Raw genomic sequence first — 12648 nt, forward strand, 5'->3', positions numbered from 1 at the left:
TCATTTGCCTGCGCTTTAATAATAACCAAGTTGTGGCTCTAAATGAAAACAATATCAAAACTATCCCTTATCGCTTTAGCGATTATGTATCCCTCTTTGCATGCATCAGCTCAGCAGCAAGTGTCAGAAGATAAGCTTAAAGACCAAGACATAGAAAAAATAACCGTCGTTAGCCGAACATTAAATTTATATCGTAATGGTGAATCTTCAACGGGAAAGCTTGCGGTTGACCCACTTAACTCGACCCAGATGGTGACTTCTCTCAATGCAAATCTGATCCGTGATTTAGCCGCAAGAGATGCCAAAGATCTCTATCGTAATATCGCGGGGGTCAGCCAATTTAGCTACGCGGGGGTGACTGCACGTGGCTTTCGTCAAGAAGAAATCTATTTTGATGGTCTAAGAGGCGACCCATATGTTGGGTTTAATGTCCCACAGCTATTTAATGTCGAGCGTGTCGACTTTTTGAAAGGTCCCGCCGGTATGCTGTATGGACCCGGGGCACCTGGTGGGTTATTCAACTATATAACTAAAAAGCCGCAATCTGAGTTTAGTGCCAATACTCGTATTATCGCGGGCACAGATAGCCGCTATGGTGCTTCTGGTGAGGTGACTGGTGAAGTAGCACAAGCGCAAAGCATTCGCTTGGGGGCGTTTTACGAACAACAAGATACCTACCGCGATAATAGTGCAAGCGAAGTGGCAATTATGGATGCAGGTTACGCTTATGATTTTGATGATGCTCGTTTGATTTTGCAATACACGCACTACAAACAGGACTTGGACGCGAATCGCTTACGCGGGGTCCCCGCTGGCGATGACGGTGAGTTTCTAACGACCCCATCGTGGAATCATAATGAGCCTACAGACTTTTTAAATCTAACCTCAGATGTATTGCAAGCGAGTGTTGCTGGGGATTTGAGCCCATCGCTAAGTTACAACGTTGCGCTTCGCTATATAGATAATGAGCAAGAACAAAACTATCATGAACCAAGAGCACTCATCGACAGCAATAAAGATGGTCAAATCGATTTGGTCGCACGTGAGTTCCGAGATCAACTAAGAGCCCAGTCTCAACTCTCTTTTGCGGCTAACTTTGTTTATGAAACACAGATGCTTGGTGCTGAGCAGCGTACCGCGTTTGGACTAGATATATATTCTGGTGAAGAAGATGCGTTGTTGGGTCGAGCGTCAGCATCTAATGACTTTGTCACTCGTTATCTAAATGGTACGTCGTTAGACTCGGATATTTTGCCTTTGTCTCTCCACAACCCTAATTATGGAGAAACGCAGCCAAATCAATACAATGTGAAGTTTGCGCCAGAAAGTACAACGAAACAACAGCGTAATGGCACTTATGTACTCAACGAACTCGCTTGGGAGAAAGTAACGTTTGTAGCAGGCATACGTTATGACCAGTTTGAAGACGATGCCAATGGCAGTAAGTTTAATGATACCAATGTTAGCTTCAGAATTGGTGGTATCTACAAGCTATCTGATGATATCTCATTGTATTCACAGTGGGCTGACTCTTACGAACCCCAAGGCGTATCCAGTCAGGACGAAAAAGCGGGTGGTCCATTTGAGCCAACGACGGGTGATATCATTGAAGTTGGGCTTAACGCAGAGTTATTTAACGGAAGTACATTGCTAAAAGTGGCTGGTTATCAGATAACAAGGCAAAACTTGCTACAAAATACAGGTACAGATCCCGAGCAAGATGGTGTTGATAATTTAGCGCCAATCGGAGAAATCACGAGTAAAGGCCTAGAAATCGAGTTAATCACCGACGTGACCCCTGACTGGGTAGTAAGCTTAGCCTATGCCTATAATGATGCGACTATCACCGCTGACAATGGCGCTGGTGGGATCCGCAATAGTGTTGGCGATAAATTTGCCAACGCCCCTGAAAATCAGTTTGGGGTGTGGACTCGATATCAGATCCCTGAGTGGAATCTGGCTTTCGCAGTTGGCGGTAACTATGTGGATGAGCAGCTTAGTTTATCTGGCCAAACACTAAATTCCTATTTCGTCGCTGACACCTCAATTATTTGGGAATTAGATAACTATAGTGTGCTATTCAGAGTTGAAAACGTATTCGATAAAGAATATGCAGAGTCGGGCTTTTTAGACCGCACGGGACACTTTCCGGGCGATCCAAGAAATGCTTTCCTTGAGTTTACCTACAACTGGTAATGCTTAAGTTAATCTGAGGCTCGGTGAGTTATCCGAGCTTGTGGAAATAAAAGTCTATCTTTATAAGGATCAAGATGGCTGACAAAGCTAGACAAAGAAAGCGGCTACGCAAGTTATATGATTTACATGCCTGGGTAGGCTTTCAATTAGCGGCCGTTATGTTTGTGATCCTCGCAACCGGCACAATCGCAACTGTTTCAAATGAATTAGATTGGCTTGTTTTTGAGCAAATGCGTGCGAGCCAAAAGCCCAAAGAGGTAAAAGAGCAAACGGCTGCATCTTGGAGAAATATGTATGCGTCGATAGCTGAACGCTATCCAGAAGGTCGTATTACTACTTTAGGTACAATGGGGAGCGACTACTTTACCTATCGAGCACGGGTGGCTTTCGAGGCTAAAAATGATAGGTATGTGCACGTTGATCAATGGACTTATGAAGTAACGGGCGATATACCATTACTCACAATTCAACGATTTTTTAGAGATTTGCATCGCTACCTATTTATGCCTGCAATGCCCGGGCTGCCAATTGTCACTGCTTTTGCATTCATTTTACTGATCTCTGTCTATACCGGACTGAAAACCACACGAAATTGGAAAGTTGCGCTGTGGCGTTTGAGATTGGCGCAAGGTACAAGAGTATTTTTGAGTGACCTGCATAAGGTTTTTGGCTTATGGGGACTGTGGTTTAGTACACTTATTATTATCACAGGTATTTGGTATCTGTTTGAGTTTTCTGCACGGGTAGGCGGTTTTAGTTTGGAGCCTCCAGCTCCAAAAGTTGAGCATGTTACAGCGGTAAAAGACGTCAACATGCTCTCTGTAAAGAGGTTTGAAAGCGCTTTTAAAAAAGCGCAGCTTGCCATTCCTAATTGGACGATAACAACCGTACAGCTACCAAGAGCAGATACTGCGTTGCTGCGTTTTCAAGGGATGAGCACAAACCCTTTACTTCGGGATAGAGCGCACAAGGTTTATATGGATCCAACAACGCTAGAGGTTTTAGCAGTACAGCAACCTGAAAATATGGCGTGGGGCAATTATCTTAACGAACATGCAGATCCATTACACTTTGGTTATTTTGCAGGGATCACCTCTAAGCTTATATGGTTTGTGTTTGGCCTTGCGTTAACCGGACTGTCGTTTACCGGCGTGATGATGACATACAAGCGCACTAAGTCTAAAAGTATAACGGGTGCACAGTTGGCAACGTTGCCGATATTTTGTTTATCAGCATTTTACTTTTATTTCTGGCTCGCCAGGTACACATAAAGGGATGTGCGGCTGTGTATTTACCGCACATTTAATTAACTTGAGCGCTGAGTTAGTCTTCTAATGGGGATTTATAGCCATCTGGCTTTAGTGCTAAGACATCACAGTCTAAGCTATCTATCACATGCTCAGCAGTATTGCCAACAAGCGCTGCACTCAGTCCAGTGCGACCGACAGTGCCGATGACCACTAACTCAGCGTCTTTTTCTTTAGCAACATAGGGGATAACGTCCTCTGGTAGACCTTCTTTGATGATGCAATCGCTTTTATCTATTGAATAAGTTTCTGCGAGTGCAAATGTCTCGTCTTCATGATGTTTTTTCACGGCTTCATTGTATTGCGATGGGTTAAACTCGGGAATTTCTATCGCAATATTAACAGGCGTTGCTGGATAGGTGTTTACCAAGCTCAATTTAGCATTGGCTAATTCACATAAAAACTGAGCATCTGTAATGATACGCTTATTGAGTTCTTGATGTTGTTCGTTATCGCTGACAGAGTTTACCGCTGCAATAATGTTGCCTTGATCTGGCCAAGCGTGATCTTTAACCAGTAATAGTGGCGCAGGGCATTTGCGAATTAAATGCCAGTCGGTTGGGGTGAAGATAACTGACTTTAGGGTATCGTGCTGATGGGTGGATTTAATGACCAAATCATAGTCATGTGCAAGCACGGTTTTGATGATTGCTTCGTAGGGGCGATTGTGCCACAACACTTTAGTTTGGATACTCACATCAGAAAAGTCCTTAACCATATCGGCAAGCCATGCTTCTCTGTCTTTAATTACTGCCTCACGCATTGCTTCACGTTCGTCTTTAGACAACATCGTGGTCATTTCATAGGAGAAGTCATAAATAGACATAAATGCAGTGATTGCAGCACCGGTACGCTTGGCAAGATTGATAGAGCGTTCTAAGCTATTTTGGCGCTCTTTGGTTGGATCAATTACGGTGAGTATACTTTTGATTTTATCCACGACTATCTCCTTAAAACGGTATACAAATAAGATCAGAAGCTTTTTCACCTCTGACCTTATTGAGTGTAACCGATCCTATCTAAGGATAAAGTCTTAACGATAAATAGTTTGTTCTAAATCAAGATGCAATTGCGGCTGTCTCAGCTAGGGCTGCAGCATCAATAATGGTAATAAACTTGCCTTCGACCTTTATTGTTCCCGCTTTTTGGAAACGACTGAGTAAACGACTAATGGTTTCTACAGTAAGACCTAAGTAGTTACCAATTTCACCGCGCGTCATCGTAAAGCGGAATTCTTTACGAGAAAAACCACGCTCGCCGAAGCGATTTGAAAGGTTATAGATAAAAGTTGCTAAGCGTTCTTCAGCAGTCTTTTTATTCAATAATAACAACATCTCTTGGTCGTAATTGATTTCACTGCTCATTAGTCGCATGATCTGTTGGCGTAGCTTTGGCAGCTTACCGGCTAACTCATCAAGGGTATCAAATGGGATTTCGCACACCATAGAGGTCTCTAAAGCTTGTGCGAAGCTCTGGTGCTGCATTTTATTGATGGCATCAAAACCCACAAGATCGCCCGCAAGGTGAAATCCTGTGATCTGCTCGTCGCCTTGCTCAGACAGTGTGTAGCTTTTAAATGAGCCGGAACGAACGGCAAAGATTGCATTTAATGGCGCACCTGACTCGAAAAGAAAATCCCCTTTATGAAGCGGCTTTTTACGTTCAATGATCTCATCTAACTTGTCCATTTCGCTGCCATTGAGCGAAAATGGGAGGCAAAGTTGACTGATACTGCAATTATTGCAGCTGATTGTGCATTGGCTCTTTGAGCGGTTTTGATTACTTAAGTCCATAAAATTTCCATAAGTCTATGACGCACGTGAAGGCAACCTAGTATCAAAGCATAACGGTTTTGGTACTACAGATCGCCACAAACTCATATGACACGCAAAAGAAAATTTGGTTATCAATTGGAGCTCCTAATCTCAAAGCGCTAACCAATAATCTTAAATGATGAGTTTGCTTAGATAAGGATAGGTTAATGTACTAACTTATCAGTTGCAATAATAATTAAATAAACACCATACCAAATCAATAAATTACCCATAATAATACGTGTAACTAAATGATTTATAAACTTTTGTAGCAGCTGAGCCGATTGTCCTATTACAATCAGCGCAGGCATTGTGCCGATACCAAAGGCGAGCATAATGAGTGCGCCTTCAGTTGCTGATTTTGCTTGTAATGTCCATGTTAAAGCCGAATAAACTAGGCCACAGGGTAGCCATCCCCATAAGGCCCCGTAACAAAACGCTTTGGTTTTTGTATTGACCGGGACTAAGTAGTGATTGAGCTTAACAATATGTTGCCAAATTAAGCTTTTAGCAAACGACTCTAGCCATTTTAAGGTGCTGGCTAAGCGCATTACGTAGATAGCGACAAGCACCATAAAAATACCACTCATCAATTGTAATATAATGGCGAGTGACGTGTTTTGCTTGGCGAGACTTGCCCCGAGTAGGGCAACAAGGCTGCCAGCTAGTGCATAGCTGGAGATACGTCCGATATTATACAACAGGGTAACAACCACTGCAGAAAGCTGCTTACTCGCCAGTTGTAGCGAGCTGGCAATACCGCCACACATCACCAAGCAGTGACCACTTCCTGCAAGCCCCATTACAAATGCACTTAGCAAGCTTATCTCATTCATGCTAGTTGTCGTTATTACTCTTATTATTTGATGGTTTTACGGACTTATCACCCGTTTGCTTTTTATCATCATCGAATAAGATGCTGTGGCCCTGTTTATTCAAATCTGAAAATTGTTCGCTTTTTACTGCCCAAAAGAAAATACCAATAGCAATAATGACGAATAAAATGGCGATAGGTATTAATACGTAGATGATACTCATAGCTTTAATAACCTTAATGAATTACCGATCACGATGATCGAGCTAGCTGACATGCCAATAACTGCTATCCAAGGTGGAATGAGGCCAAGTGCAGCGAGTGGCAAAATGGAGCCGTTATACAAAAGTGATATGGTTAAGTTTTGCTTTACTATTCTGCGCGTTTGTTTCGCTACTTGCTGAAGGGCTAGAATGGCATTCAAATCGCTATTTAACAACACCACATCAGCGGTATTCTTTGAGATATCAGCGCCGGTATCCATCGCAACTGACAAGTGAGCGCTATTGAATACTGGGCTATCGTTGATGCCATCACCAACCATAGCGACAATCTCGCCTTGTTTGGACCAAGTTTCAACGGCTTGTTGCTTAATCTCTGGTGTGCAAGCGCTTTGGTAGCTATCTAATGCTAACTGCTGCGATAACTCTTTGCCTGCATTGGAGCTATCCCCAGTTAGCATGTGGCATGTAAGGCCCGCTTGTTGTAACTGTTCAACAACTGCTTCTGCATTATTTTTTACTTTGTCATTGAAGTAAAAATCAGCGACTGCGTTGTTGTCAATGAACAAGGTAGCTTGAGCAAATGACGCGTGGTTATCAAACCAATGGCTTTTCCCAAGGGCAATAGTGACTCCTTGCCAGTGACCACGAATACCTGAACCAGCCACAACTTCAACATCTTGGACTAGGTTTTCGGTTGGGGTGATATGTGCAAATGCGCGAGCGATTGGGTGCTCAGAAAAGCGCTCTAACGCTGCTGCGAAATCCAAGACTTGTTGCTCGTTGTATTCCGTTTGCAGTAACTCAATGTGTTTAATTGAGAAACGTCCTTCGGTCAGTGTGCCTGTTTTGTCAAAGGCAACACGCGTTAATTTGGTTGCCGTTTCTAATACATGGGCTTCTTTAATCAAGATCCCTTTTTTCGTAAGTGACGCAACGGCGCAGGTAAGCGCGGTTGGTATCGCAAGGCTTAACGCACAAGGGCAGGTTGCTACTAGCACTGAAATCGTGACCCAAAAAGCCTTATCTGGTGAAATTGGGTACCAGCCGATGGCGGTAATTGAGGCAAAAATTAATAGACAGGCAACAAACCACTGCGCGACTTTATCGGTGATTTCCACCAACTTAGGGCGTTTGGTAAGTGCGTTATGCTGCAGTCGAATAATTTGGTTGAGCAGGGTATTTTGCCCAATTTTATTGATCTCTAACGTAATTACACCGTCATGATTCACGGTTCCAGCATACACTTGATGGCCTTGATATTTCTTAACTGGCAAATGTTCGCCTGTCATCATCGACTCATCAACGGTGGTATGGCCTTTGATCACTAAGCCATCCGCAGGGATAGTTTCTCCCGCCTTAACTAATATCAGATCGTTCAATTTTAGCTTTTTGGCGGCAATATGTTGTTCATTGTTATTCTCATCAACCTTTCTGGCGGTCAATGGCAGCAGCTTTTGCAGGTTTGCAGTAAACTCGCTGGCTTTTAGTCTGGCCCTGAACTCAAGGTATTTACCTAACAACAGCAAGAAGGTAAACATACAGATGGATTCAAAATAGACTTCGCCGACTTCCATAAAAGTAGCGTAAGTGCTGGCGCCGTAGGCTCCGAATATGGCAAGCGAAACAGGGAGATCCATATTCAGTTGTTTAGCTTTCAGCCCTTTAACCGCATTCGTTAAAAATGGCATCGCTGAATACAGAATAACAGGAGAGGCAAGCACGAGGCTTATCCAACGAAAGTACTGTTCAAAGTCCTCTTCCATGCCTGAAAACATGCCAAAGTACATGGCAAATGCAAACATCATCACTTGCATAGTCATGAGGCCAGCGACGCCTAAACGACGGATGTATGCTTTCGCTACGGCTTGCTTTTGTGCAGCTTCTTCATCGGCTTGAAATGGGTAGGCCTTATAGCCGATTTCCATCAAAGATTTAATGATATCGCTTAGCTTAACGTGTTTATCTTGCCATACAATCATGGCGCGATGGGTGGAGGTGTTAACATCAACACGAACGATACCGCCGAGCGCCAGTAGTTGTTTTTCGATAAGCCAAGCACAAGCGGCGCAGCTTATTCCTTCAACACTGAGCAGCACCTCTTTGTGCTCACCGCTAATTTCGACGAAGTCCTCTTGGATCTCGTCGTTATCATAGCTGAGTAGCATTTTGAGTTGTTCAGGTACAAGCTCTTCAACTTTACCTGCACTTTCTGTGCGGTAAGTATAGTAGTCACTCATACCTTGAGAAATAATGGTTTCGGCAACGGCCTGGCAGCCAATACAGCAAACCGGTTGTGCGTTACCTTCAAAGGTAACCGAGCCTACAAACCCTTTAGGGATAGGCTCCAAACAATGAAAACACGAATTTGCCATGGCAGCTTACTTATACTGTGGAGTGACCGCGATAATACCATCATGTGGCAGTTGGATTTTTTCTTTCATTTTCCAACTGTTGTCCATAGGCTCTATAAATACCGTGAACACACCGCTATGTGGTTCATCAAATAAGCCAGTAAACTCGCCGCTGGCGTTTTTAGTCAGCGTGACTGCAAAATCGTATTTCTCAATAGTGCGGTGGTAAAACGAGAGCTTTAATGCATGAACTTTAGAAGCGTCGCCCTTGGTAAATTTAAAGGTGACTTTTTGCTCTGCTACTTGCAGGTCACCATGTAAATAGAGCGCTTTTGCTTTATCAAACTTACTCAGCTCTAGGTTGATTGCTTTACCTTTTTTGTAGTAGTCATCAACGACCATATCAGGACCATTACCTACTGCAAACGTGATGAGAAAAACACAGGCAACGACAGTAACGAGTGGGAAAAAAATTAAAAACCAAGGCCAAAAATTCTTATACCAAGGGGTAGGGTTCATAGTTGCTCACATGGCTATAAAACTTGCTCGTATTCTACCGTAAGTTGCGGTAAATACCTAAAAAAAAGCCTCCAAATGGAGGCTTTTTTGATCTCAAATAATGTTCTAAAAGCTAAGCTTATTGGTCTTGTGACAAGCTATAAACATACGCTGTTAGAAGGTGTACTTTATCTTCACCTAAGATATCTTTCCATGCTGGCATTACACCCGCACGACCGTGGCGAAGTGTGTCTTCAACTGCGCGTTGAGAACCACCGTATAGCCAGATATTATCGGTTAAGTTTGGTGCACCGAACGGGAGGTTATGTGCAACAGAACCTTTACCATCCATACCATGACAAGCCGCACACATTGCAAACTTAGCTTTACCTGCATCAGCATCTTTTTGGTTAACAGTACGTCCAGAAAGGCTTAGTACATAAGCAGTCATTTCTTTTACGCCTTGATCACCAAGTGCATCTTGCCAAGCTGGCATCGCTGCAACACGACCGTTAAGCAGTGTTTCTTTGATCTTGTCAGGCGTGCCACCATATAACCAGTCTTTATCAGTTAGGTTAGGGAAGCCTGCGCCACCACGAGCATCAGAGCCATGACACTGAGCACAGTTTTGCGAGAATAAACGTTGACCGATTTCAAGTGCTTCTTCATTCTTTGCAAGCGTAAGTACGTCTTGCTTTGCAAATTCTTGGAAGATAGGACCAAAACGGTCTTGTGCTGCTTCAACTTCTTTATCAAGTTGTACCCACTGGCCATTTTCATGTGCTTCAGCGACTGCTTTCTTAGACTCTGCCAAGGTAGTAATACCTTGGTTAGAGCTCGTCCAGTTCAAGAAACCTTTAAAGTTACCAAGACCTGGGTAAGCAGCAAGATAATATACTGACCAAACAAAAGTCGCGAAGAACATGTAAGTCCACCACTTTGGTAGTGGATTATTTAATTCCTCAATTCCGTCGAACTCGTGACCACAGCTTTCGCCTTCTTTGACACCTGTGTAGTTTTTCAGGTTCCAAATTAGCAGGCCGAAAATCAGAGCTAGACACGCTAGGGTTAGTACGATAACCCAAATACTCCAAAAGCTAGTCATTTTTCAGACTCCTTTTCCTCGTTAGAGATAGTGTTGTTATGTTTTTTCTCATCTTCAAAAATGGCATTAGCAGCGTCGTCGAAACGGCGCTTAGACCGCTTGCTATATGCCCACACAACAATCACTATAAACAGTACCAAAATTACCAGAGTCAAAATGCCTCTGTATGTGCCGTAATCCATAACAATTACTTCAAATGTGTGCCAAGTTGTTGTAAGTAAGCGATAAGTGCTTGCATTTCTGTTGCACCTTCACCACCGTTCATCGCGTGAATTTCATCCACTTGCGCTTGTAGTTCAGCATCATCACCGTAGCCTTTGCCATTGTAGCGGTCTGACGACTTATCAATACCAAATGCATCACGGAACACTTGTAATTTTTTCAGAGTATAAGTGGTATCTACTTTAGTGCTATCAAGCCAAGGGTAGCCTGGCATGTTTGACTCAGGTACCACCGAGCGAGGATCCATTAAGTGCGCATAGTGCCAGTCGTCAGAATAACGCTGACCAACACGTGCCAAATCTGGACCTGTACGCTTAGAACCCCACTGGAATGGGTGATCCCATACCGACTCACCGGCTACAGAGTAGTGACCGTAGCGCTCAACTTCATCACGGAATGGACGAACCATCTGTGAGTGACAGTTGTAACAACCTTCACGTACGAAGATGTCACGACCTTCCATTTCAAGCGCGGTAAGCGGGCGTAAGCCTTCTACTGGCTGAGTGGTATCTTTTTGGAACATTAGTGGAGTAATTTCAACTAGTGCACCGAAGCTAATCGCGAATACCGTTAGGATAGCCATCAGGCCAACGTTCTTTTCAACGATTTCGTGTTTGTTTGTTGAGTTATTGTTGCTCATACTCAATACCCCTTAAGCCACTTGCGGGTTTGCATCAGTGGCAAGTTGACCACTTTTTGCAGTAACCGTACGGAATACGTTGTAAGCCATTACCAGCATACCAACTACGATGAATACACCGCCTAGGAATCGCATGATGTAGAAAGGCTTAGAAGCTTCTAGTGACTGAACAAAGCTGTACATTAATGTACCGTCAGCATTTACTGCGCGCCACATTAGGCCTTGCATAACACCAGAGATCCACATTGCAACGATATAAAGCACAACACCAACTGTGTGTAGCCAGAAATGTGTGTTAACTAGCTTGATGCTGTACATGTTACCGTGACCAAATAGGGCAGGGATTAGGTGGTAAATTGCACCGATAGAAATCATCGCAACCCAACCTAGTGCACCAGAGTGTACGTGACCTACTGTCCAGTCTGTGTAGTGTGAAAGCGCATTTACAGACTTAATAGCCATCATTGGGCCTTCGAACGTAGACATACCGTAGAACGATAGAGAGACAACTAAGAAACGCAGTACTGGGTCAGTACGTAGTTTGTGCCAAGCGCCAGACAGCGTCATGATACCGTTGATCATACCGCCCCAAGAAGGAACGAATAGAATAACTGACATCACCATACCTAGAGACTGTGTCCAGTCAGGTAGTGCTGTGTAGTGAAGGTGGTGAGGACCTGCCCAAATATATAGAGAAACAAGTGCCCAGAAGTGAACAACCGATAGACGGTAAGAGTAAACTGGACGACCTGCTTGTTTTGGTACGAAGTAGTACATCATACCTAAGAAACCAGCGGTAAGTAGGAAGCCTACTGCGTTGTGACCATACCACCATTGAACCATAGCATCTACTGCACCAGCGTAGATTGAATAAGATTTAGTAAGTGATACAGGAATAGCCATACTGTTTACAATGTGAAGCACTGCAACAGTGATAATGAAACCAGCGTAGAACCAGTTTGCTACATAGATGTGTGACACTTTACGCTTGATAAGAGTACCAAAGAATACTACAGCATAAGTAACCCATACTACCGCGATTGCGATATCAATCGGCCACTCTAGTTCAGCGTATTCTTTTGAAGAAGTAATACCTAGAGGAAGCGTGATAGCCGCAGATACGATGATGGCTTGCCAACCCCAGAAGGTAAATGCGGCAAGTTTGTCAGAGAACAGGCGCGTTTGACATGTGCGCTGAACAACATAGTAAGAGGTTGCAAATAGTGCACTTGTACCAAATGCAAAGATTACTGCGTTCGTGTGTAACGGACGAAGTCTAGAGTAAGTTAACCATGGAATGTCGAAGTTTAACGCAGGCCACGCAAGTTGCGCTGCGATAAATACACCTACACCCATGCCAACAATGCCCCAAATCACTGTCATGATAGCGAATTGGCGTACAACTTTATAATTGTACTCAGTTTGTGATGCTACTGTTTGGCTCATTTTCTGGATTCCGCTGCAATTTATTGCGATT

The 12648-nt window shown here is 43.6% G+C and carries 12 protein-coding genes; 2 read left to right on the forward strand and 10 right to left on the reverse strand.

Annotated elements, in window-relative coordinates:
- The first annotated feature begins 42 nt into the window (after positions 1-42).
- Both EXT47_RS06655 and EXT47_RS06660 read left to right on the forward strand, forming a co-directional pair.
- Entirely contained in the window at positions 43-2196 is a 2154-nt protein-coding gene (locus EXT47_RS06655; RefSeq protein ID WP_130126154.1) for a TonB-dependent siderophore receptor, read from the forward strand.
- A 74-nt stretch (positions 2197-2270) separates the two neighbouring features.
- Entirely contained in the window at positions 2271-3467 is a 1197-nt protein-coding gene (locus EXT47_RS06660) for a PepSY domain-containing protein (RefSeq protein WP_130126155.1), read from the forward strand.
- Positions 3468-3519: 52 nt separating this feature from the next.
- Here EXT47_RS06660 and uspE read toward each other — a convergent pair whose 3' ends face one another.
- The 10 genes from uspE to ccoN form a co-directional block, all read right to left on the reverse strand.
- Complete coding sequence (gene uspE / locus EXT47_RS06665; protein WP_010605017.1) at positions 3520-4443, reverse strand: universal stress protein UspE; 924 nt, start codon at positions 4441-4443, stop codon at positions 3520-3522.
- A 118-nt stretch (positions 4444-4561) separates the two neighbouring features.
- Positions 4562-5296 carry an FNR family transcription factor gene (locus EXT47_RS06670; protein ID WP_010373979.1) on the reverse strand — a complete coding sequence of 245 codons (735 nt, stop codon included), beginning with the start codon at positions 5294-5296 and terminating at the stop codon, positions 4562-4564.
- Positions 5297-5481: 185 nt separating this feature from the next.
- Positions 5482-6153 (reverse strand): sulfite exporter TauE/SafE family protein, encoded by a 672-nt coding sequence (locus tag EXT47_RS06675; protein ID WP_039497489.1) that lies wholly within the window; start codon positions 6151-6153, stop codon positions 5482-5484.
- 1 nt (position 6154) lies between these two features.
- On the reverse strand, positions 6155-6355 hold the full coding sequence (gene ccoS, locus EXT47_RS06680; protein ID WP_039497491.1) for a cbb3-type cytochrome oxidase assembly protein CcoS: 201 nt from the start codon (positions 6353-6355) through the stop codon (positions 6155-6157).
- Positions 6352-8727, reverse strand: coding sequence for a heavy metal translocating P-type ATPase (locus EXT47_RS06685; RefSeq protein ID WP_039497493.1), 2376 nt, complete (start codon positions 8725-8727; stop codon positions 6352-6354). The genes ccoS and EXT47_RS06685 overlap by 4 nt, the downstream gene beginning before the upstream one ends.
- 6 nt (positions 8728-8733) lie before the next feature.
- The gene (locus EXT47_RS06690; RefSeq protein ID WP_010605013.1) at positions 8734-9225 is read right to left on the reverse strand and encodes a FixH family protein; all 492 of its coding nucleotides are present in this window, start codon (positions 9223-9225) and stop codon (positions 8734-8736) included.
- 118 nt (positions 9226-9343) lie between these two features.
- On the reverse strand, positions 9344-10309 hold the full coding sequence (gene ccoP / locus EXT47_RS06695; protein ID WP_039497495.1) for a cytochrome-c oxidase, cbb3-type subunit III: 966 nt from the start codon (positions 10307-10309) through the stop codon (positions 9344-9346).
- Positions 10306-10491, reverse strand: coding sequence for a cbb3-type cytochrome c oxidase subunit 3 (locus EXT47_RS06700; RefSeq protein WP_010373992.1), 186 nt, complete (start codon positions 10489-10491; stop codon positions 10306-10308). The genes ccoP and EXT47_RS06700 overlap by 4 nt, the downstream gene beginning before the upstream one ends.
- Before the next feature lie 5 nt (positions 10492-10496).
- Positions 10497-11171 carry a cytochrome-c oxidase, cbb3-type subunit II gene (gene ccoO / locus EXT47_RS06705; RefSeq protein WP_010373994.1) on the reverse strand — a complete coding sequence of 225 codons (675 nt, stop codon included), beginning with the start codon at positions 11169-11171 and terminating at the stop codon, positions 10497-10499.
- A gap of 12 nt (positions 11172-11183) precedes the next feature.
- Positions 11184-12617, reverse strand: a complete 1434-nt coding sequence (ccoN, locus tag EXT47_RS06710; protein ID WP_010373997.1) for a cytochrome-c oxidase, cbb3-type subunit I — start codon at positions 12615-12617, stop codon at positions 11184-11186.
- Positions 12618-12648: the final 31 nt, after the last annotated feature.

This window comes from Pseudoalteromonas sp. CO342X, assembly GCF_004208915.1.
GTDB lineage: Bacteria > Pseudomonadota > Gammaproteobacteria > Enterobacterales > Alteromonadaceae > Pseudoalteromonas > Pseudoalteromonas maricaloris.